Origin of the sequence: Streptomyces sp. NRRL F-525 (genome assembly GCF_000716605.1) — a bacterium.
Lineage (GTDB): Bacteria > Actinomycetota > Actinomycetes > Streptomycetales > Streptomycetaceae > Streptomyces.
This window is the reverse complement of sequence record NZ_JNXE01000067.1, coordinates 1-20,335: the sequence shown is the minus strand read 5'-3', so window position 1 is coordinate 20,335 and position 20,335 is coordinate 1. Positions and strand designations below refer to the sequence as shown.

The following is a 20,335-nucleotide window of genomic DNA, read 5'->3' as shown; positions in this document are numbered from 1 at the left end:
ACCAACGAACCACCACTCCCCCAGCCCCCTCACCCTCACCACCTCCCGCACCCCCTCCCTCCCACCCCGAGAATCCCTCCGCCTCCGCATCCGCTGGGCCCAAGAGCTACAGGTACGCCTCGTACGAGAGGCCGCACGCCGACTCGGCCCGGCCGACACGGACCGCGTAGGCCTGCTGCGCTGGCCGGAGTTGGCCGCCGTACTCGACGGCGAACCCTTGCCCGGTGACCTCCACGCGCGCGTGCCGCAGGCCGAGTCACCGCCGTTGCCGGACGCCTTCCGGCTGTCGGCGGCGGGCACGGTGGTCGCCGAACGCACGGGCACCGGCGGCAAGGGCACCGGTGACGGTGACGGCCGGGGCGTCTCCAGCGGTCGGGCCGTAGGGACGGTCTGGGACGGGACCGGGCCGCGCCCCACCGACCCCGTACTCGTCGTCCGCACCCTCGACCCCGCACTCGCCCCACTCCTGCCCCAACTCACCGCGCTGGTCGCCCAGACCGGCAGCCCGTTGTCCCATCTCGCGGTACTGGCAAGGGAGTTCGGGTTGCCTGCCGTGGTCGGCGCGACCGACGCGGTCCGGCGCTTCCCGCCCGGTTCGCGCGTCGCCGTCGACGGCGCCACCGGTGACGTACGCCCGAAAGAGGCCCGGACGGGCAACGAGCGGACAGGGGACGGACGATGAGACGCATCGCCTACGTCTTCGGAAGCCTGGCCGCCGCCGGAGCGGGGACCTACCTCGTCGTCTACCTGTACCGCTGGCAATGGCAGCGAGCCATCCTCTGCGGAATCCTGCTCCTGGTCGTCGAAGTCATGCTGCTCGGCATCGTGCTGCTCGCCCGGCTCACCCGGATCGAGGAACGGGTGAAGGAAAGTGACGCCAGGCAACGGGAGTTGACGGCACGTCAGGAGGACGTGCTGGGTCGGCTGCGGCAGACGTCCGCCGAGCGCGACGGCGCCCGCTTCCGCTGGCTGGAGGACACCGCCGACCGTACGTACGTCTTCGTGCCCGTCCTCATGGTCACCGGGGTGCTGCTGTCCGGGCTCGCCTGGGTGGTGCAGCGGATCGCCTCCGCGACCGGACGCCCCGCCGAACGGCGCCTCGCGGGACGCCTGGCCGTCCTCACCGCCCCCGAACCGGGCACGCTGGCGGGCGAGTTGGAGGACCGGCCCGCGATCGGTCGGCGTTCCAGGGGCCGCGTCGCCCGCACGGCCGTCGTCGGCGTCGTCGGGGCCGCGCTGCTCGCCGCGCTCGTCGTCGGGCTCGCCGATCTCACCCAGACCCGGGAGCAGAGCGCGAGCGGTTCGGAGGCGACCTCGGTGCTCGTCCAAGTCGACGTGCGGGGTGCGGACATGACCGCCGAACGGCAGGCACTCGCCGCGCAACAGGTCTGGGAACGCTGCCGGGACTCCACCTCCGTGCTGCTGAACCACGCCACGCTCGGCAGCCTCGGCGACGGCATGTTCGCCGGGGTCGTACGGCCCGCGCTCGCCGAACACGACCGGATGCGGCTGCGCGGCTGCCTGGAGGACGCGGCTCTCGACCGCGCCCACCTCACGGTGATGGGCATGGGCGACACCGACGCGGACGACGACTGAACGGGACGGACGCGCGGAGCGGACGCCGGACAGCAGGCCACACCCCACCGGAACACACCATGCGGTCGTACGATGCCAAGGCGCCCCCGTCCCCGAGCATCCCGGGCCGCCCATGGCAACCGTTCTCACGCCCTCGCCCCAACTCCGCCTGCCCAGGCGTGCGATGAGGCTGCTCCTCGTCGTCGCCCTCGGCTACCTCACCCTGTGGGCCACCGGTGCGCTCGGCATCCTCGCGCTGTCGTACTGGGCACGCGAGGAGACCCCGCCGCCTCCCGGGACCCGTACCGTGCAGGGCATCCATCACTTCCAACCCGTCGACACCGACGGGACGTTGTGGCGAGGCGGCGCTCCCTCCCCCGGCGGCTACCGGGAGTTGGCCCGCCTCGGCTTCACCACCGTCGTGGATCTGCGGGCGGAGGACCTGAGCGCGGCGCAGCTCGCCGAACCGCGCAGGGCCGGCTTGGACGTCGTACGGCTGCCCATTCGGGACGGGCAGACGCCAACTCCCGTGCAGGTACAGCGGTTTCTTGACGTCGTCGCGTCGGCGGCCGGGCCGGTGTTCGTGCACTGCGGTGCGGGGGTGGGCCGTACGGGGACGATGGCGGCGGCGTATGTCGTGCGGACCGGGGAGGCGTCGTCGGCGTCGGCGGTCCGGCGGAATCTCGCCGTCGGGCCGCCGTCGATCGAGCAGATCTACTACGCGCTGAGCCTCGGCCGGGGCCCGGGCCGACTGGAGCAACCGCCGTTGCCGGTGGTCGCCGTCAGCCGGCTGGTGGACGCCCCGCGCCGCATGCTGTCGTGGTTCTGAAGCCCGGCAGCGGGCGGGGTCAGGGCTTGCGCCCCACCGCCCCGTAGCCCGGAATCGTGCCGTCGTCCTGGCCCGGCACCACCTCGCCCAGCTCCGGATGCCACCGGTCGACCACCGCCACGCCGGGCTCGACCAGGTCGAGGCCGGTGAAGAAGCGGGCGAAGCCGGTGCGGGGGCGGAGGGTCAGGGTGATGCCCGCCGCCGTGAGCATCTCGACCGCCGCCGTCGACTCCTCCGGGGTGAAGTCGGCGGTGGCGTGGGTCATCATCAGGTAGCTGCCGCTGGGGAGTTGGGACAGCAGGCTGTCGACCAGCTCGTGCGCGCCGTCCTCGTCGGGGACGAAGTGCAGCAGCGCGACGAGGGACAGGGCGACGGGCCGGGTGAGGTCGAGGACCGCTCGCGCGGCCTCGATGACGGTATCGGGATCGCGCACGTCGGCCTGCGCGTACGCGGTCGCACCCTCGGGTGTGCCGCGCAGCAGGGCCGCCGAATGGGCCAGCACGGCCGGGTCGTTGTCGCAGTAGACGACCCGTGCCTCGGGCGCGACGGCCTGTGCGACCTGGTGCAGGTTCGGCTCGGTCGGGATGCCCGTGCCGATGTCCAGGAACTGCCGTACGCCGTGCTCGGTGAGCCAGCGGGTGGCCCGGTGCATGAACGCGCGGTTGACACGTGCCATGACCGGCACCCTCGGGTCGAGGGCGAGCATCTGGCGGCCCATCTCGGCGTCGACGGGGTAGTTGTCCTTGCCGCCGAGATACCAGTCGTACATGCGGGCGGGGTGGGGCCTGCTGGTGTCGATCCTGTCGGTCTCGCCGGTGGGCCGCACGGTCATGGCGTGCTCCATAAGCTCTTAAAGCAACATGTGATCAAGTCGGTACCAAAATAAGGAGGTTCGGTAAGGAAAAAGCATTCAGCACAAGCTCGTCGGCTCAGGACAGCAAGAAGTCCGCCTCGCCCGCTTTCGCCCCCTCGATGAAGGCCGTCATCTCGTCGGTCGTGTAGATCAGGGCCGGCCCGTCCGGGTCGGTGGACTGACGGACGGCGATCCGGCCGTCGGCGAGCTTCATCGCCTCCAGGCAGTTGCCGCCGTTGCCGCCGCTCCACGGCTTGTGCCAGCCTTCGCTTCCCAAGTCCCGCGCGGGCATACCGTTGTAGACGCTCATACGCGGCTTGATGCGATCCATTCACAGCTCCTTGCGGAGATCCTTGAGGATCTCCTTCGTGCGATGTGCCGTAGCGGCCTGCGCCGCCATGCGGTCCATGACCTCGAGATGGGTCGCCACCTCTTCGCGCGCGTCCAGATAGACGGCGCCGGTCAGGTACTCGCTGTAGACCATGTCCGGCAGTTCTGACATGGCAAATCGGAACAGCACGAAGGGCCCGTACGTGCCCGGGTGCGGCCCCGAGGAGAACGGGGCGACCTGCAGGGTCACGTTGGGCAGCTTCGTGGCGTCGAGCAGTTTGTCGATCTGGGCCCGCATCACCTCCGGGCCGCCGACCGGGCGGCGCAGGGCGGTCTCGTCCATGACGATCCAGAAGCGGGGCGCGTCGGGACGGGTGAGCAGGTCCTGGCGCTGCATCCGCAGATCGACGTGGCGCTCGATGTCGTCGGGCTCGGTCTGGCCGATGGCACCGGACTTCAGCACTCCGCGCGCGTAGTCCTCGGTCTGCAGCAGCCCGGGCACGAAGTGCGGTTCGTACGACCTGATGAGCGCGGCCGCGCCCTCCAGGCTGACGTGCATCGAGAACCAGCCGGGCAGGATGTCGTGGAAGCGCTGCCACCAGCCGGGCCGATTGGCCTCCTCCGCGAGCTGGACGAAGGCCTCGGCCTCCTCGTCGGAGACGCCGTAGGACTTCAGGAGGAGCTGGAGGTAGGGGATCTTGAGGGAGACCTCCGCCATCTCCATGCGGCGGACCGTGGCGGGGGCGACACGGAGGACGCGGGCGGCCTCCTCGCGCTTGAGCCCCGCGCGTTCCCGCAGGTCCAGCAGGCGCCGGCCGAGGACGACCTGGCCGACCGTCGGTGCGGACCGCGGCTCGCTCACGCTCCACCTCCACGAATGAGTCACGAATGAGTACCGGGTAATGACCTGAGTGCCGACTGCTGAGCGAGAAGTGCCGGGTAATGGGTTGAGTACGGACAGCGCATACGTCCGTACAGCCCGGCGAAAGGGTTCTCGCGGCCCGACGGACCGATCCTGGCGAACCGAATCCTGACAGCCCTGCGGCGCCATTCGAAGACTCATTCGAAGATCGGGACAGACCTCCGGAGATCCCAACTGGCGCCGCGCGACTTTCTGTTGCGAGCAGTGTGCCACGACCGTGCAGAGCGTCATACGGCACTCTGCATTTTTCATAGTGACACTTGCCAAGTGTTCACGGCGGGGCGATAGTGGCAAGCGTGATTCCGTCCGCGCCCTTAGGAACAGACGCCGCCGCAGGCCGCCTCGGTCTCGGTGCCGCCGCGGGAGCCGTCCCTGGTGGGGCCGCTGCCGAGCGCCGGTTCCGGTTCGAGCTGGCCGCACATCCGGGTTCCCCGGCCCAGGCGAGACGCCTGACGCGGGCCCGGCTGTCCGGCTGGTCCGTCTGCGAGGACACCTGCGACACGGCGGTTCTGGTCGTCTCCGAGCTGGTCACCAACGCGATCGTGCACACCGCGAGCAGCCACATAGTCTGCGAGCTGCACGATGGCGACGACCTGGTGCGGATAGCCGTCCGTGACGAGGGCTGCGCTCCCGGTGAGCCGCGCCCTTCCCCGCAGCGGCCCGATGAGGAGCACGGGAGGGGACTGCTTCTCATCGACGGGCTCTGCCGGGCCTGGGGCGCACAGGAACACGGACCCGGCCTGCTGGTCTGGGCCGACCTGCCACGGCAGGCGGACCCGGCGCACGGCCACCACCCGGCCCCCGTCCACGACAGTTCCGTACCGCTCAACGACCTGGGTTGGGGCGCACGACCCAAGCCGGGTCCGTCGGGTGGTTCGGGCGACGAGGACGAGGCGACGGCACACTTCGGGGCATTCGAGGATCTGGGCGTATTTCCGGGGCGGGGGCATGGGGGTGCCTCCGGCAGCGGGCATGGGGGTGCCGGCGACTTCGGAGGTCTGGACCTCGGCGGCTTCGGGGGCCGGGAGCACGAAACCGGAGGTGGTCCTGCTCGTGGGTCCGGCTCCGGTGCGCGGGGCCGGGAGGGCGCGGGCCACTTCGGGGGCCTCGGTCAGGAGACCACGGGTCTCTTCAGGGGCCGGGGACACCAGGACGCCGGCGACCTCCCGGACTCCGCGGAAGTCGGGGAATCCAGTGGGTTCGGGGATTTCGGGACGGGAGTCGAATGGGTGTGAGCGGCGTGTCCGGTCCCGGCCAGGTGCTCAGTCTCGACACGCTGGTCCGGCTGGGGCGCGCACTGCACGGGCCGGCGGGTACGCCCCGTCGGCTGGCCGTCCCCGAGGGCATGACGGCGCCGCTCGGCTGTGACGCGGTGGCGGTGCCCGCGCGGTTCGGGCCGCTGGTGCTGCCCCGGCTGCCGCGCGTCGGGTGTGTCTACGCCGACGAGGCGCACTGGTGGTGGATCGTGCCGTCCGACTCCGACTACGCCCTGGACTGGCCCGCGCCGGCGCGGTACACCACGGGGGCGCTGGTGCCGGACTCGTCTCGGGCGCCCGGACTCATCCACAAGCCGGACGGGAAGCTGCCGTATACGCCGCCGATTCCGTTGTACCTGGCGGTTTGTCGGGTTACGGGGGCTACGCCTTCTTGGTCGCGGCCCATCAGCGCGTAGCGCTCCGCGGGTTGAGCGGATTTTGTCTGCCGGTTCGGTGGGGGCTGGTCGCGCAGTTCCCCGCGCCCCTGTGCTCGCGCGGCTGCGCCGCACATCGACAATTACCCCGGCCCGCCGCCTTCCCGGCGTACGCCCGCGCGTCTCCGCACCACCTCCCCGCGCTCTCCCCCGCACCCGCCCCACCCCGCGATAGTGGCCGTTCGTCCACGATCGGGGGAGGTCGGCGGTGGGGAGGAAGGGTGACTCGGGGCCTGGAGAGCCGTCCGCGTCGGAGCGGCTGCTCTTTGGTGGGCCCCTGCGGTACGACACGGGGTGGAGTCAGCACAACGACGCGTTTCTGGAGCTGAGCTTCCGGTCGATGGTGACGCGGTTGCCGGCGATGCTGCGGTCGAGTTTCCGGCTGGCCTGGCAGGCCGATCCGCGGGCCGCGCGTGTGGTGCTGGCCGCCGAGGCGTGCCGGGGCGCCACGCAGGCGGTGAGTCTGCTCGCGGTGAACAGTGTGCTGGGGCGGCTGATCACCGGCGGTGCCATCGCGGACCGGCTGCGCGGTGCCGCGCCCGCGCTGGTCACGATGGCCGCGGTGATGCTGGTGGGCGCGCTGCTGCGGGCCGCGTCGACGTACGCGACCGGGCGGCTGGAGCCGAAGGTGGAGAGGGTCGCCACCGAGCTGTATCTGGAGCGGGCGGCGGCCGTGGAGCTGGCCGCGATCGAGGACCACGCGTTCCACAAGCTGCTGGACACCGCGCAGTACGGCGCCATGTCGGCCCGCCGCATGATCTCGTACGCGACGAACGTCATGAACGCGCTGATCTCGCTGATCGCGGCGGCGGGCGTGCTGACCGTGCTGCACCCGGCGCTGCTCCCCCTGCTGGCGACGATGACGCTGCCGAGCGCGTGGGGCGCGCTGACGAACGCGCGGCGGCACTACGAGTCGTTCCACACCTGGGTGCAGCACGTCCGGGCCGGCCGTCTCATCGGTTCGCTGCTCACCGAGCCGGAGGCGGCCCCGGAGATCCGCGTGCACGGCGTCGGGCCGTTCCTGCTGCACCACTTCCACGAGATGTCGGAGAGCGCGGAGGCGGAACAGGCCCGGCTGGCCCGGCTCACGGCCCGCACGGGGCTGATCGCGGCCACCTGGACGGGCCTCGCGACGGCGGCGACGTACGCGACGCTGGGCGGGCTGCTGCTGTCCGGGGCGATGGCGCTCTCCGTGGCGGGTACGGCGGTGATCGCGATCCGCACCGGTTCCGCGAGCCTCGACACCCTCGTCCTGGCGGTGAACCAGCTGCACGAGGAAGCCCTGTTCGTCGGCGATCTGCAGAAGCTGTACGAGGAGGCGACCGGGTGGGCGATCCCGGTCGGCGGGGCCGCGCTGCCCGAGGAACCCCGGGAGATCCGCTTCGAGAACGTCACGTTCAGCTACCCGGGCGAGGCCACCCACCCCGCGCTCGACGACGTCTCCCTCACCCTCCCGCTCGGCCGGATCATCGCCCTGGTCGGCGAGAACGGCTCCGGCAAGACGACCCTGGTGAAGCTGCTGGCCGGGCTGTACCGGCCGGACCGGGGCCGGATCCTGTGGGACGGCGTCGACGCGGCGGACGCGGACCGGCAGCAACTGGCCGACCGGATCGCGATGGTGGCGCAGAACTTCAAGCGCTGGCCGTTCACCGCCCGCGTCAACGTGGCCGTCGGCCGGTCAGCCGCGCCACTCACCGACGAGCGGCTGACCGAGGCCGTCGCCGAGGCCGGTGCGCAGGACGTGGTCGCGGATCTGCCGCGCGGTCTGGACACGCTGCTGGCCCGCAACTTCAGCGGCGGGCACGAGCTGTCCGGCGGTCAGTGGCAGCGGCTCGGGATCGCCCGGGCCGCCTATCGCAGGGGCCGCATCCTGATCGTGGACGAACCGACGGCGGCCCTCGACGCCCGGGCCGAGCTGGAGGTCTTCGAGAAGATCCGCGCGCTGGCCGGCACCGGGCAGACGGTCGTGCTGATCACGCACCGGCTGGCGTCCGTACGCCACGCGGATCTGGTGCACGTGCTCGATCAGGGGCGGCTGGTGGAGTCCGGGACGCCCGACGAACTGCTCGCGAGCGGCGGGGTGTACGCGGAGCTGTACGCGCTCCAGGCGGACCAGTTCACGGCGAAGGTGCCCGCCCCGAAGGCGGGCTGACCTCTCAGGCGGCGACGTCCACGACGTCGCCGCTGCGCACGATGACCAGGAACGCGTCGGTCGCGATGTCCATGACGACCTCAGCCTGCAGGCCCTCCAGACGGCGCGCCTGCGCGAACTCCTCCGCCGGCCACGAGCCACGCGGCCCGCCGGCGGGAAAGCTCTCAAGCACCGTTCGCCCGTTCACCCTTTACCTCCCTGTCGTGCTGAACTCGCAGAACTTCCTGACGCCTCACAGAGGAGACCGTCATGAAGCCTCATAGAGTTAAACGCCGACAGTACGGTGAACGGCTCGCGAAGTGACGGTACTGAGACATAGTCGACACCCGGTCGCGTACTTTCCCCGCACTTTCCGTATCAGTCCTCGTACTCGTCGTGATAAAGCACGCGCGCGCTGCCGGCGGGCGCCCCCAGGGCCGACGCGCGCCCCTTGGGCTCCTCCCACTCCTCCTGTCGCCCCAGTGCGGTCAGGTCCAGGAAGGTGGTGGTCGAGCCGAGCCCGTCGAGCCCGCGCTCATAGGCCGAGTAGGTGTGGAACACCCGGTCGCGGTCCCGCAGGAAGCAGCTGACAGCGGGCCGCTCGACGGGTTCCCCGTCCCCGACGAACGTGACCTCGAAGTCCCAGTTGAAGTCCCCGCCGAAGGACGAGTACCAGGGCAGCGTCCACCCCATCCGCGCCTTGAACGGCAGGATCTTCGTGTACGGCGCCCTCGACACGGCGGCGAACGTGGTGCCGCGCGCCTTCAGATGGGCCAGGTGCCCGATCTGGTCGAGGAACGCCGAACAGCTGCGGCAGCCCGCGTCCCACTCGGGCGCGAACATGAAGTGGTAGACGACGAGTTGGCCGCGCCCCTCGAAGAGGTCGAGCAGGGTGGCCTTCCCCTCGCCGCCCTCGAAGAGGTACTCCTTGTCGACCTCCACCATGGGCAGCCCGCGCCGCTCGGCGTTGAGCGCGTCCCGCGCGCGCGTGGCCGCCTTCTCCTTGACCAGCAGTTCCTCACGCGCCGCGCGCCACTGCGCACGCGAGACGATCTCCGGAAGCGACATGGGGGCCCTCCTGTGACAACGGTCCGTTGAGGGGTGGACCGGAGGGAGGACGGGAACTCATCGCTGTCCCGGGAAAAGCTCCAAAAAAACTTCAGAGGGACTTCGTCGCGTACGTCACCGGAAGCGCGAGCAGTCCCCGGGCGCGCAGCGACGGCCGCCACCGCACCTCGCTCTCCCCCACCCCCAACTCCAGCCGCGGGAACCGCTCCAGCAGCGCGGCCAGCGCGATCTCCGTCTCGGCACGGGCGAGCGGCGCGCCCAGGCAGTAGTGGATGCCGTGCCCGAGCGCGAGATGCCCGGAGGTGTCCCGGGCGAGGTCGAGCCGGTCGGGCTCGGAGAACCGCCCCGGGTCACGGTTCGCGGCGGACGCGGACACCAGGACCGTCTCGCCGGCCGGGATGGTGACCCCGCCGATGGTGACGTCCTCGACGGGGAAACGCCGGATGGCGAGCAGCGCGGGCCCTTCGAAACGCAGGAACTCCTCTACGGCGGCCGGGAGTTGAGTGGGGTCCGCGCGCAACGCGGCCAACTGCTCGGGGTGTTGCAGCAGGGCGAGCACCGCGTTGCCGATGAGCTGGACGGCGTTCTCGTACCCGGCGAAGAGGATGAGGAAGGCGAGGGACATCAGCTCGTCCTCGCTGAGCCGGTCCCCTTCGTCGCGTACGGCGATCAGGTCGGAGAGGAGATCGTTGCCGGGCTCCTCCCGTTTGTCGGCGAGGAGTTGGGTGAAGAAGCCGAGCAGCGCGACGACCGCGTGCTTGCCGGCCTCGGGCGGTGTCCCGGGGGCGGGCGCGACGAGGGTGTCGGTCCACTCCCGGAAGTCCCGCCGGTGCCGGTCGGGTACGCCGAGCAGGTCGCAGATGACGGTGATCGGGAGCGGCGCGGCGTAGGAGGCGATGAGGTCGGTGTCGCCCGACTCCCCCAGCGCGTCGAGGAGTTGGTCGGCGGTGCGCCGGATCGGCGTACGGAGCTGCTCCGTTCGGCGCGGAGTGAACGCGCGGCCGACCAGGCGCCGGATGCGGGTGTGGTCCGGCGGATCCATGTTGAGGAGGTTCGCGTCGAGCGCGGGCGGCAGCGAGAACCCCTTGTAAGTCCCGGCCGTGGCACGCCTCTTGTCCAGCGAGAGCCGCGGATCGGCCAGCGCCGCCCGCACGTCGTCGTACCGGGTGACGAGCCAGGCGGGGGTGCCGTCGGGGCCGGCGATGCGGTGCACGGGGGCGCTGTCGCGCAGGCGCCGGTACACGTCGTACGGGTGGTCGAGAAGGCCGTCCGCGAGATCCATGCGCCTAGCGTAGAGGCGCGGCTCAGGTGTCGTATTCCTGGATCCGCCGGCCGTGACTCCGGTCGACGAGGGCGGGCAGACGATCCTCCAACTCCCGTACGACAGCGGGCAGATCAAGGGTGAGCAGCTCGCGGTCGCGCATCAGCACCCGGCCGTCGACGATCGTGGTCCGGACGTCGGCGGAACGGGCGCTGTGCACAAGGGTCGCGGCGAGATCGTGCACGGGCTGGGTGTGCGGCCCGGTGAGATCGACGAGGATGATGTCGGCCCGCCTCCCCGGCGCGACACACCCGATCGAGTCCCCCAGCCCGACCGCCCGCGCACTCTGGAGCGTGGCGTGATGCAGGGCTTGACGGGACGTCAGCCAGCGCGGATCACCCTCGACGGACTTCTGCACCAACGACGTGAGAGCCATCGACTCCCACACATCGAGGGAGTTGTTGGAGGCGGCACCGTCCGTGGCGAGTCCGACCGGGATGCCGAGGGCGCGCAGGGCGCGGATCGGAGTGGTGTCCGGCCACGCGAACTTGAGGTATCCCCGGGGCGCGGTGGCGACCGCCGTACGGCCGCTCGCGCGTTCCAGGACGGGGAGGTCGCGGTCGATGATGCCGGTGCCGTGGGCGATGAGCAGGTCGGTGGCCAACAGGCCCGCGCGGTCGAGGACTTCGATGGGGGTGAGGCCGTGGCGGGCGAGGCTGGTGTCGGCCTGGTCGCGGTTCTCGGCGGCGTGGATGTGGACGGGGAGGCCGTGTTCCAGGGCGAGTCGGGCCGTGGCGGCGAGGTCGGCGTCGGTCACCGTGTACGGGGCGTGCGGGGCGAGGGCGGTGGTGATGCGGCCGTCGGCGGTGCCCCGGTGCCGTAGCGCGAACTCCAGGGATTTCTCCCGGCCTTGGGGACCCTGGGAGGAGAAGTAGGCCTCGCCGAGATGGGCGCGCATCCCGCACTCGGCGACCACGGCGGCCACCGTGTCCATGGAGAAGTAGTGGTCGGCGAAGCAGGTGACCCCGGCGCGGATCATCTCGGCGCAGGCGAGCCGGGCCCCCAACTCCACATCCTTTTCAGTGAGGTTGGACTCGACGGGCCACACGACGTCGTTGAACCACTCCTCCGTGGGGAGGTCCTCGGCGAGCCCGCGCAGGGCGACCATCGGCGCGTGGGTGTGGCAGTTGACCAGCCCCGGGAGGGCCACCTGCCCGCGTGCGTCGATGTGTTCGACGGCGGCGAGGCCGACCACGTCCGCCGCGCTGGTCACCGACTCGACGAGCCCGTCCCGTACGACGATCGCGGCGTCCTGCTCGAAGCCGATGTGCTCCTGGTCGTCGTGGACGAGGACGGTGCAGCCGGTGATGAGGAGATCGGCGAGAGAGTGGCTCACACTCCCAACGTACGACGCCGTCCTCGCCCCGCGTGAGCCGAACCGCGCATCCCGGCGTGGCGCTGTCGCGAGTCGCCCCGGACCAGCACGCTTGCCTCACGACCAAGGCTTACGGCGCACGAACAAAACGTCACGACCAAGGCTTCTGGAAGGGGCCCGCATGCTCCTCGGCACCTGGAATCTGGAGAACCTGTTCCGTCCCGGCGGCCCGTCCGGCCCGAAGGACAAGGCCACCTACGAGACGAAGCTCGCCTCCCTCGCCGCCGTGATCACGGAACTGGACCCGGTCCTGCTCGGCGTCCAGGAGGTCGGCGACCCGGCCGCACTCGACGACCTGGCCGGGATGCTGGACGGCGAATGGCACACCGCCACCTCTGCGCATCCGGACGTCCGGGGCATCCGGGTCGGCTTCCTCAGCCGTACGCAGCCGCGGGTCGTCGCCGACACGAACACGTTCCCGGCCCACCTGCGCCCGGTGCAGTCGGACGACTCCGGCGCCGAGGAACCGAACGCGGGCCGGGGTTTCCTGGCGGTGGAGGTCACGACGGCGACCGGCCCGCTGACGGTGGCGGTGGCCCACTTGAAGTCGAAGCTGCTGACGTACCCGGGCGACCGTTTCTTCCCGCACGACGAGGGCGAACGGGCCCGCTACGGCGCCTACGCCCTCTACCGCCGGGCCGCCGAGGCGGCGACCCTGCGCGCGCTGGCCGACGAACTGCTCGCCGGTGAGGGCCGTACCCGGGACGTGGCGGTGCTCGGCGACATGAACGACGAGGTGCAGGCCGCGACCACCCAGATCCTGCTCGGGCCGCCGGGTTCGGAGATCGGTACATCGGGCTACGACCGCGCCGACCAGGGCGACGCGGTCCGCCTGTGGGACGTGGCTCCGCTGATCCCCGCCGACCAGCGCTACTCCCGGATCAACTCCGGGCGCCGCGAGCTGATCGACCACATCCTGGCCAGCCACCACCTGGTCCACCGGGTGACGGCGGCGGGGACGGGACTGCCGGGTGCGGGAGCGCCCCAACTCCCGTCGGTGGGACCGGATCCGGCGGAGCGGCGGGAGGCGCCGGGGTCGGATCATGCGCCGGTGTGGATCCGGATGGACTGACCGGGCCGGTCCAAGTGCCTAGACCGCGATGGTCAGTTCGATGGCGCGCAGCCCGACCCGCCCCCGTCCCCGCTCGAACTCCTCCAGCAGTTCGGTGAGTTGCTGGATGTGGTGGGACGTGAGGCGCCCCGTGTCATCGAGATGGACGGCGCAGGCAGTGGTCGTGTCGACGAGCCGTTCGAGGACGGCCGCGACCTCGTCCGTGCCCTCCGTGTGCCGGGCGAGGGCGGGGAGTTCGGCGGCCGAGACGGCGATGGCGCCGCGGGCCTCGGCGAGGGTGCGGTAGGCCTCGCGGCGGAGGGTCCAGCGTTCGGCGCGGTCGTCGGACTCGCTCAGGACGTGCACGAGGTAGGCGTGCGCGGCGGCGCCTGCGGTCCCGAGCCGGGCGCGTACGCCCCCGCCGCGCTCCCCCGGCATCGGCAGATGCCCGACGATCAGCACGATCGCGCAGGCCAGCAGCGTCTCCCCGATCCGGCTGGCGGAGGCCTGCGGTTCCCCGCCCACCATCACCAGGGACAGCACGAGGACGGTGACGACGGCGGTCTGCGCGGCGAAGTGCCGGGTGGCGACGGGGATGAGCGCACCGCTGAGCGCCACGAGCGCGATCAGCCCCTCGGGCCGGGGCAGCACGGCGGCGAACCCGGCGAACACCAGCGCCCCCAGCACGGTCCCCGCCGCCCGGCTCAGCGCCCGCGAGGCGAGCGGCCCGAGGTCGGGCTTGACGAGGAAGACGGCGGTGGCGGGCAGCCAGTACCAGTGCTCGTGCTGCCCGTACCAGCGGGCCTGGTGCAGCGCCTGGGCGACGGCGACGCTGGCCCCGAAGCACAGAGCCACCCGCAGCCCGTACTCCCGCCCGCCGGCCCCAAAGGCCTTGCGGAGCAGATCAGTTGGCGTACGCCGACGCGTGTGCAGACTCGATTCGCTCCCCTCCGCCTGGTCGAAGGCGTCGGCGGCGTGCAGCAGGGCGTCGTCGAGGGCGCGCAGCGCGGGCGCGGAACGGTTGGGCGCGGGCAGCGGCCCGGTGGGCGCGTTGTCGCGTACGGCGGCGGCGAGCCGGCGCGGACCCTCCCCCGCCCGGGCGGACACCGCCTCCCCGGCCCAGGCGATCGCGGTCGCGGCCTCGGCGAGCGGCAGCGCGGCGGCGTACTGCCCGTGCAGCCGCCGCTCGGCCGCCGAACTGGCGTACCGCCGCAGCCGCGGCCCGGCGAGCGCGTCCTGCGCGTGATCGAGCGCGGCGGTCAGCGCGGCGCGCCGCCCCGTCGCCTCCGGCCCACCGCTGGCGTCGAGCAGCGCGGCGATCGCGTCGTACACGGCGGCTACGGCGTCCCGCTCGCCGTCGAACCGGTAGTCACCGGCGATGGCCCCGGGCGTGGGCAGCGCCAGCCGCAGCAGGACCAGCCAGGCGGCCCCGGCAAGGAAGGCGAGGGCGCGCTCCCACCCGGGTTCGGGCAGGGGCATGCCGGCACCGATGGCGGAGGCGACGAGCAATTGCGTACCGGCACCGGAAGCGACGGGCCCGATGGCACTGAACCCACCGGCGACCAGCCCGATCCCGGTGAGCAGCAGAGTCAGCACGACAGCCCCGACATGCGCCCCGGCATACGTTCCGACCAGCAGCCCCGCCGCACCCGCGAGCGCGGGCCCGCCCAGCCGCTTGACCGAGGCCCGCCGGCTGCCGGGCCGGTCGTTGATCCCGGCGAGCATCGCCCCGAGCGCGGCCAGCACCCCGAGAGACGTCCGCCCCACGAGCACCGCCACCATCAGCAACGGCCCGGCGGCCAGCGCCCCGCGCGTGACCGCGCTCCAGGGAACCGGCCCGCGCTGGGCACGGAGCGTGTGGGCGAGCCAGGGCGGAAGCGAGAACGCGGCGGTACGACGGGACACAGGGCTCCTGTCTTGACGAGGGCGGGGTGTGCCTTCGGGCGACGGTGGCCGGGGCGGTAGCGGTAGCGGTAGCGGTAGCGGGTGCTGAAGCCGATGTGGGTGGCTGGGGTGGTAGCCGTGGTGTCCACGGTAGTTCGCGACCTTGTGCGGAACGGGCCGTGCGCATTTCGGCGGTGTGAAGGTTGGCCGTAAAGCCGCTTTCTTTATGAACGCAACGCCGAGAACAACGCCCCCGCGTCGGAAACCGCGCGATCAAGCACATCCGGTTCGGGCCGCAGCCCGGCCACGATGCCGTCGACCGCCCGCAGCCCGGCCCGCTCCAGCAACCGCTTCTCGTTCGTCACCCACTCCCCCCTTTCCGCCAGCACCCCGTGCCCGGCCTGCGCGGCGGCCACGGCGATCGCCCCGGCGACCTCGGTGAGCCGCCCCTTCGGAAAGTGGTTGGCCCGCGCGTACGCGAGGGTGGCGTCGACGGTGCCGTACCAACGCTCGGCGGCGGCGAGCCGCAGCTTCGCGGGATAGCCGTCCGGGCGCGGCAGTTCACCTCGCAGGACACGGTTGACCGCCAGCTCGGCGACCACCAAGTAACTGGGAATCCCGGCGAGATGGAACAGCAGCGGCTCCACCGTGAAGCGCCCCTCCTCCGCCTCCCCCAACTCCCGTTCCACCACGTCGAGATCGCGATAGTGCACGTCGACGCGCCGCCCGTCGATGGCCAGCCAAACACCCCCGTTGAAGACCCCGCCGCCCCATCCGCCGACTTCGGAGACCTCGCCGGGCCAACCGATGGCACGGAGATCGGCGGGGTCGAAGGGGCCGCGGTAGTAGACCGCCAAGTCCCAGTCGCTGTCGGGGTGGTGAGTGCCTTGGGCACGGGAGCCGCCGAGGGCTACGGCGCAGACGGTGGGGAGGGTGGCGAGGCGCTCGGCGGTGCTGGCGAGGAAGTCCGCGTCGTCGGCGGGCGTGGGTGCGGGCACGGCTGGGGCTCCAACTGGTCTGTTGGGGGCGGGGATTGGCGGGAGCGTACGCAGGGGGTGCGCTCGGCGCCACGCGTTAATGCGCGACGCCTCAGACCGGCGCCCCGCGTCGCCGCGCGACCGCTCGGCCCGCCGCCGCCATCCCGAAGTCCGCTCCCGAGATATCCCCCAGGGCCTCCGCGATCCGCAGCAACGGCTCGCGCAGGGCGGTCAGTTCGGTACGCATCGGCTCAGCCTGGGGCCAGGCGGCCTCATGGTCGAGGGGGGGCCGTGTCTGCCGGGCAGCGGGCCTCGTAGGCGGCCAAGCGGGGGTGCCAGATGCTGGTGTAGGGGCCGATGGTGTCGCTAATGCCGGCGAAGGAGGCGACCCTGGTCTCGTCGGTGAACACCTCGAGCCCGCCGTCGCGCAGCACCTGCGCGAGCGGTCGGACCCGCACCACATCACCGCAGCTGTAGCTGAGGAAGACATCCCACACGACGGCTTACCCTACTGTGGTTACCGGGGAGGGCGATCATGAGACGCAGGCGGCGGGGCCGGGGCGGCCCGTCACAAATCACGGCCAGGCTGACGATCCCGTTCGTCGGCGAGATCTCCGGCACCTGGGAACCTGCCGACGCGGAGCGCAGCGCGGCCTGGGAGCTGTACCTGCAGCTCGTCACCCGCGTGTCGGTCGAGGAACTCGCCGCCGACGAGGGCTTTCTGCGTGAGGCGCTGTCGTCGTTCTACACGTTCTTCGGCACCACCCGAGACATCCTCCACCGTCACGGGCCCCAGATCGCGCCGCCCGTCCCCCCTGGTCACGTCAGCTTCGCCGTCCTCGCGGTCACCGTCCTCAACCGCGTCCTGCGCCCCCTCCTCGCGACCTGGCATCCCCGCCTCGCCGCCTACGAGTCCCAGCGGCCCGAAGGACGCGATCCGGTGGCGTGGGAGCGGGAGTGGGAACACGCGGACGCCCTGCGCGGTGCGATCGCGGAGGTGCGGGGTGTGCTGAGGTCGTTGGCGCGGACCTTGCAGGAGGTGGCCGAGGTCGGCGATCTCATCGACCTGCCCGCGCCGCGAGTTCCCGAGGACGCGGCGACAGGGGCGAATCGGGTCACCCCACCGGTGGTTCAAACAGGTCCTGACGCTCCGAACACTCCTGACGCTTCCGGAGTCTGAGGTCACGCTCGCCGCGTGAGGCCGTCGGGCCGATTGTCAGTGGTGCGCGCTTCACTGGAGTGGTCACTGAGAGTCACCACGGGGAGCGGTCGATGGCAGCGCACGAGACGAATGAGAGTAGGCAGGAGCGGGAGCAGGGGCGGGACGCGGAGGGTGGCGGCGACGCGCACGCCGCTCGTACGCATCTCTCGGCCGCCGGGTTGCGCGCTCGGGGGTGGACCGCCGGGATGGTGCGTCAACTGCTCGGTGAACCCGATCTGTTGCGGGTCAATCCCCATTCCCGGGCGGCTCCGCGCATCCGGCTGTACCGCGTCGAGCGGGTCGAGGCCGCCGAGCGGAGTGGGGAGTTCCGGGCCGTTTCGGCGGCTGCCGCGAGGAGGTCGGCCGCGGCGCGGATCGCTGCTCGCCGCAGGCGGCGGGAGGTGCCGGCACGGATCGCTGCGGAACCGATCGACGTGCCGCGGCTGGCTCCGCAGGAGCTGGCGGCGCTGGCGGTCGAGCATCGCGATCGGCGGGGGCCGGTGCCGGATGGTGCCGCTTCGCTCGATCGGTGGAAGGTCGACTATCTGCTGCACCAACTTGCCCGCTACGACGAGTTGTTGAGCGGGCTGCACGGGGGTGCCGGGCGGATCGCGGCCGAGGAGTCGCTCCGGCGGCGGGTCTACGCGGCCATCACCGAGGCGTACCCGTTCCTTGCGCGGGAGTGCGAACGCAGACTGGCTGGGGGAAATTCGGATGCGGGCGCCTCGTCCATGTGATCGGCTGACGCCCGCACCGTGCCGACCGCCGACCGCCAACTACCGGCCGCCGGTGATCGATCGACCGATTTCTGGGAGACCCCGTGCTCGAACGCGTCACCGTCCCCACGCTCTTCCCGCCGCCCACCTACTCCCACGCCACCGTCGTCGAAGCCGGTACGAAGCTCGCCTTTCTCGCCGGGGCGGTTCCGCTGGACGTCGACGGCAAGGTGGTCGGTCTGGGGGACGCGGTGCGGCAGGCCGAGCAGGTGGTGGTGAATCTCGGGGAGCAACTGCGCGCGGTCGGGAGCGACTTGGGGCATGTCGTCGCTACGGACGTGTACGTCGTGAGCAGCGAGCCCTCGGTGTTGTCCGCCGTGTGGGAGGTGGTCGAGGCGTCCGGGCTCAGTGCGGGGCCGCATTCGTCCACGCTCATCGGCGTGGCCTGCCTCGGGTACACCGGGCAGCTCGTGGAGATCACGGCGACCGCTGTCGTACCGGAGGAAGCGCCGGCAGAGGAAGAGGTGTCTCAGTCGTGAACCCCGACCCCGAGGCCGTCGTCACGCTGCGGCGGGCGGCCGCGCCTGATGCGCGTCCCGCCGCCGATGTGTGGCTGCGCTCGTTCGCCGCCGCGCTGCCGACCGTCGTCAGTCCGCGGTCCGCCGACGACGTGCGGGACTACTTCCGGGACGTCGTCGTGCCGTTGCGGGAGATCTGGGTGGCCGACGCGGGGGACTGCGGTGGGATCGTGGGGCTGATGGTGATCAACGGGGACGAGGTGTCGCAGCTGTATCTCGAACCGGACTGGCGGGGACACGGGCTCGGGGACCGGTTCGTCGGGCTCGCGAAGGAGCGGAGTCCGGGGGGCCTGGAGCTGTGGACGTTCCAGGTGAACAAACCCGCGCACCGGTTCTACGAGCGGCACGGCTTCGTCGCCGTCGAGTTCACGGACGGGAGTGGCAACGAGGAGCGGGAGCCGGACGTGCGGTACGTGTGGGAGCCCAAGCCGTAAACCGCGAGTCGTGAGCCATGAACCATGAGCCGTGAGTCACAAGTCGTAGGTCAGGGGCGGGCGTTGCGGGCCAGTTCGAGGGCGTTCGACGGCCACCACTGGCCTGCCGCCGGGCCGCCTCGGCAGGTGCCGTCGGACTCTCCGGGGCGTTTGATCCACAGGTAGGCGTCGAGGAGGGGGTTGTCCGTGCGGGTCGTCGGCGGGGTGCCGAGGGCGCGGCCGGGCGGATTGCACCACGCGTCGGTGCCGGTACCGGTGTAGGGGCCGTTGCCGTTGCGGCTGGTGTCGATGACGTAGTGCTTGCCGGCGAGGTCTTTGGAGAGTTGGTCGCCGTACGTCGAACTCGCCTTGTTCGTCTGGTAGTTGGAGACGTTCAGGGCTACGCCGTCGGCACGGTCGACGCCGGACGCCTTGAGCGCGGCGACCAGGCGCCAGGCCTCGGGGATCCAGCTGGAGTTGCCCGCGTCGAGGTAGACGTGGGTGTTCGGTCGCCGTTTGAGGTGGTCGACGGCGTAGGCGAGCAGGGCGTAGCGGTCGCTCGCCGTGACGCGGGTGCAGCCGGCGACGACCTGGGCGACCGCGTCCGGTTCGACGATCACGTAGGCGCCCCGGTCGCCGAGGGCGGTCGCGAACTCGTCGATCCAGGTGCGGTAGGCCGCCGCGGTGGGGGCGCCGCCGAGGGAGTACTGGCCGCAGTCCCGGTTCGGGATGTAGTACGCCACGAGTACGGCGGTGCGGGCTGCCTGGGCGGCGGCGGTGGTGCGGGCGCGGACGACCGGGCCGGGGTTGGGTCCGTTGAGCCACTCCGCCTCGGGCCTGCCCGCGATGCGGTCCATCAGCGTGGCGTCGGCTGTGCGGCCGGCCTCGCGCCAGGCGGCTGCCTGCTGTGCGGCCCGGGAGTCGGGGGCGGTCCAGAAGGGTTCCGGTACGTCGCGTGTCGCCCCGGCGCAGCAGAGTCCTGCGAGGAGGGTGGCGAGGAGGGCACGGCGTACCGGGGTGGGCAAGGTGGCTCCGTTCTTGCCGCGCGGGGTGACTGAGCGGCAGCGTGTCCTTCCCGGAGTTTGCGGGGCGCCCGGGGCTGGTCCGGTACGTGACTTGGCGGGGCGGGGGAAGATCACCCCGACGGGGGTGCAGCGTGACGGCGAGTGCGGTGGCGGCGAGGGAGCAGGGGTGCGATGCGGCGAGAGTGCAGCGTGGTGGGGAATGCGGCGCGGTAGGGGGTGCCGGGATCTGTCGTTTTGCGGGTGCTGCGCCGTCGTGGCTGGTCGCGCAGTTCCCCGCGCCCCTTAAAAGCGCCTCAGCTGAGCCAGGCTTCAGGGGCGCGGGGAACTGCGCGAGCAACCCCCACCCACCCGCACTCCGAACTCAAACCGGCAGCCCCACCCCCGTCAGGACCGCCG

The 20,335-nt window shown here is 71.7% G+C and carries 22 protein-coding genes and 1 pseudogene; 11 read left to right on the top strand and 12 right to left on the bottom strand.

Annotated features, from left to right (window positions below):
* The 3 genes from OO69_RS46790 to OO69_RS46780 form a co-directional block, all read left to right on the top strand.
* Positions 1-682 (top strand): PEP-utilizing enzyme (locus OO69_RS46790; protein WP_267885250.1); only part of this gene is annotated, 682 nt, incomplete at its 5' end.
* Entirely contained in the window at positions 679-1,596 is a 918-nt protein-coding gene (locus OO69_RS46785; protein ID WP_033287142.1) for a hypothetical protein, read from the top strand. The genes OO69_RS46790 and OO69_RS46785, both read left to right, overlap by 4 nt.
* A 112-nt stretch (positions 1,597-1,708) precedes the next feature.
* Entirely contained in the window at positions 1,709-2,404 is a 696-nt protein-coding gene (locus OO69_RS46780) for a protein-tyrosine phosphatase family protein (RefSeq protein ID WP_033287141.1), read from the top strand.
* 19 nt (positions 2,405-2,423) lie between these two features.
* Here OO69_RS46780 and OO69_RS46775 read toward each other — a convergent pair whose 3' ends face one another.
* The 3 genes from OO69_RS46775 to OO69_RS46765 all read right to left on the bottom strand — a co-directional run bounded on the left by OO69_RS46775 (position 2,424) and on the right by OO69_RS46765 (position 4,449).
* Positions 2,424-3,236: an SAM-dependent methyltransferase gene (locus OO69_RS46775; RefSeq protein WP_033287140.1), complete on the bottom strand. Its 813-nt coding sequence runs from the start codon at positions 3,234-3,236 to the stop codon at positions 2,424-2,426.
* 97 nt (positions 3,237-3,333) lie between these two features.
* Entirely contained in the window at positions 3,334-3,588 is a 255-nt protein-coding gene (locus OO69_RS46770; RefSeq protein WP_019060458.1) for a DUF397 domain-containing protein, read from the bottom strand.
* Complete coding sequence (locus OO69_RS46765; RefSeq protein ID WP_033287139.1) at positions 3,589-4,449, bottom strand: helix-turn-helix domain-containing protein; 861 nt, start codon at positions 4,447-4,449, stop codon at positions 3,589-3,591.
* A 347-nt stretch (positions 4,450-4,796) separates the two neighbouring features.
* On the opposite strand from OO69_RS46765, the pseudogene OO69_RS46760 reads away from it, so the two are divergent.
* The 3 genes and pseudogenes from OO69_RS46760 to OO69_RS46750 all read left to right on the top strand — a co-directional run.
* Positions 4,797-5,405: pseudogene (locus tag OO69_RS46760) on the top strand (ATP-binding protein); the annotation flags it as partial.
* 329 nt (positions 5,406-5,734) lie between these two features.
* Positions 5,735-6,181, top strand: coding sequence for a hypothetical protein (locus OO69_RS46755; RefSeq protein WP_078652902.1), 447 nt, complete (start codon positions 5,735-5,737; stop codon positions 6,179-6,181).
* A gap of 226 nt (positions 6,182-6,407) precedes the next feature.
* Entirely contained in the window at positions 6,408-8,351 is a 1,944-nt protein-coding gene (locus OO69_RS46750) for an ABC transporter ATP-binding protein (protein ID WP_033287137.1), read from the top strand.
* A gap of 4 nt (positions 8,352-8,355) precedes the next feature.
* Here OO69_RS46750 and OO69_RS46745 read toward each other — a convergent pair whose 3' ends face one another.
* The 4 genes from OO69_RS46745 to OO69_RS46730 all read right to left on the bottom strand — a co-directional run bounded on the left by OO69_RS46745 (position 8,356) and on the right by OO69_RS46730 (position 12,055).
* Positions 8,356-8,538, bottom strand: coding sequence for a hypothetical protein (locus OO69_RS46745; protein ID WP_033287136.1), 183 nt, complete (start codon positions 8,536-8,538; stop codon positions 8,356-8,358).
* A 170-nt stretch (positions 8,539-8,708) separates the two neighbouring features.
* Positions 8,709-9,398: a DUF899 domain-containing protein gene (locus OO69_RS46740; RefSeq protein ID WP_033287135.1), complete on the bottom strand. Its 690-nt coding sequence runs from the start codon at positions 9,396-9,398 to the stop codon at positions 8,709-8,711.
* A 91-nt stretch (positions 9,399-9,489) separates the two neighbouring features.
* The gene (locus OO69_RS46735) at positions 9,490-10,680 is read right to left on the bottom strand and encodes a cytochrome P450 family protein (protein WP_033287134.1); all 1,191 of its coding nucleotides are present in this window, start codon (positions 10,678-10,680) and stop codon (positions 9,490-9,492) included.
* Positions 10,681-10,702: 22 nt separating this feature from the next.
* Positions 10,703-12,055 (bottom strand): amidohydrolase, encoded by a 1,353-nt coding sequence (locus OO69_RS46730; protein ID WP_033287133.1) that lies wholly within the window; start codon positions 12,053-12,055, stop codon positions 10,703-10,705.
* Between the two features lie 160 nt (positions 12,056-12,215).
* Between OO69_RS46730 and OO69_RS46725 the strand changes: the two genes are divergently transcribed.
* The gene (locus OO69_RS46725) at positions 12,216-13,166 is read left to right on the top strand and encodes an endonuclease/exonuclease/phosphatase family protein (protein ID WP_033287132.1); all 951 of its coding nucleotides are present in this window, start codon (positions 12,216-12,218) and stop codon (positions 13,164-13,166) included.
* Between the two features lie 18 nt (positions 13,167-13,184).
* On the opposite strand, the gene OO69_RS46720 is transcribed toward OO69_RS46725, so the two are convergent.
* The 4 genes from OO69_RS46720 to OO69_RS53380 all read right to left on the bottom strand — a co-directional run bounded on the left by OO69_RS46720 (position 13,185) and on the right by OO69_RS53380 (position 16,503).
* Positions 13,185-15,050, bottom strand: a complete 1,866-nt coding sequence (locus OO69_RS46720; protein ID WP_078652901.1) for an FUSC family protein — start codon at positions 15,048-15,050, stop codon at positions 13,185-13,187.
* A gap of 203 nt (positions 15,051-15,253) precedes the next feature.
* A complete protein-coding gene (locus tag OO69_RS46715) occupies positions 15,254-16,027 on the bottom strand; it encodes a nucleotidyltransferase domain-containing protein (RefSeq protein WP_033287131.1) in 774 nt (257 codons plus the stop codon).
* 91 nt (positions 16,028-16,118) lie between these two features.
* Complete coding sequence (locus OO69_RS53665; protein ID WP_267885249.1) at positions 16,119-16,253, bottom strand: hypothetical protein; 135 nt, start codon at positions 16,251-16,253, stop codon at positions 16,119-16,121.
* A 25-nt stretch (positions 16,254-16,278) separates the two neighbouring features.
* Positions 16,279-16,503, bottom strand: a complete 225-nt coding sequence (locus OO69_RS53380; protein ID WP_033287130.1) for a hypothetical protein — start codon at positions 16,501-16,503, stop codon at positions 16,279-16,281.
* Between the two features lie 38 nt (positions 16,504-16,541).
* On the opposite strand from OO69_RS53380, the gene OO69_RS46705 reads away from it, so the two are divergent.
* From OO69_RS46705 to OO69_RS46690, 4 genes are all read left to right on the top strand, one after another.
* Positions 16,542-17,186, top strand: a complete 645-nt coding sequence (locus tag OO69_RS46705) for a hypothetical protein (protein ID WP_051801818.1) — start codon at positions 16,542-16,544, stop codon at positions 17,184-17,186.
* Positions 17,187-17,278: 92 nt separating this feature from the next.
* On the top strand, positions 17,279-17,944 hold the full coding sequence (locus OO69_RS46700) for a hypothetical protein (RefSeq protein WP_234444710.1): 666 nt from the start codon (positions 17,279-17,281) through the stop codon (positions 17,942-17,944).
* Between the two features lie 83 nt (positions 17,945-18,027).
* Positions 18,028-18,462, top strand: coding sequence for a RidA family protein (locus OO69_RS46695; RefSeq protein WP_033287129.1), 435 nt, complete (start codon positions 18,028-18,030; stop codon positions 18,460-18,462).
* Entirely contained in the window at positions 18,459-18,935 is a 477-nt protein-coding gene (locus tag OO69_RS46690; RefSeq protein WP_033287128.1) for a GNAT family N-acetyltransferase, read from the top strand. The genes OO69_RS46695 and OO69_RS46690 overlap by 4 nt, the downstream gene beginning before the upstream one ends.
* 50 nt (positions 18,936-18,985) lie before the next feature.
* Here the strand turns inward: OO69_RS46690 and OO69_RS46685 are convergent, their stop codons facing one another.
* On the bottom strand, positions 18,986-19,939 hold the full coding sequence (locus OO69_RS46685) for a glycoside hydrolase family 6 protein (protein WP_033287127.1): 954 nt from the start codon (positions 19,937-19,939) through the stop codon (positions 18,986-18,988).
* Between the last annotated feature and the right edge of the window lie 396 nt (positions 19,940-20,335).

Excerpts from the sequence above, each read along its gene's own strand:
- OO69_RS46775 (WP_033287140.1), bottom strand. The coding sequence starts at position 3,236 with ATGACCGTGCGGCCCACCGGCGAGACCGACAGGATCGACACCAGCAGG.
- OO69_RS46740 (WP_033287135.1), bottom strand. The coding sequence starts at position 9,398 with ATGTCGCTTCCGGAGATCGTCTCGCGTGCGCAGTGGCGCGCGGCGCGT.
- OO69_RS46755 (WP_078652902.1), top strand. The coding sequence starts at position 5,735 with ATGGGTGTGAGCGGCGTGTCCGGTCCCGGCCAGGTGCTCAGTCTCGAC.
- OO69_RS53665 (WP_267885249.1), bottom strand. The coding sequence starts at position 16,253 with ATGCGTACCGAACTGACCGCCCTGCGCGAGCCGTTGCTGCGGATCGCG.
- OO69_RS46735 (WP_033287134.1), bottom strand. The coding sequence starts at position 10,680 with ATGGATCTCGCGGACGGCCTTCTCGACCACCCGTACGACGTGTACCGG.
- OO69_RS46785 (WP_033287142.1), top strand. The coding sequence starts at position 679 with ATGAGACGCATCGCCTACGTCTTCGGAAGCCTGGCCGCCGCCGGAGCG.
- OO69_RS46725 (WP_033287132.1), top strand. The coding sequence starts at position 12,216 with ATGCTCCTCGGCACCTGGAATCTGGAGAACCTGTTCCGTCCCGGCGGC.
- OO69_RS46770 (WP_019060458.1), bottom strand. The coding sequence starts at position 3,588 with ATGGATCGCATCAAGCCGCGTATGAGCGTCTACAACGGTATGCCCGCG.
- OO69_RS46705 (WP_051801818.1), top strand. The coding sequence starts at position 16,542 with ATGAGACGCAGGCGGCGGGGCCGGGGCGGCCCGTCACAAATCACGGCC.
- OO69_RS46700 (WP_234444710.1), top strand. The coding sequence starts at position 17,279 with ATGGCAGCGCACGAGACGAATGAGAGTAGGCAGGAGCGGGAGCAGGGG.
- OO69_RS46780 (WP_033287141.1), top strand. The coding sequence starts at position 1,709 with ATGGCAACCGTTCTCACGCCCTCGCCCCAACTCCGCCTGCCCAGGCGT.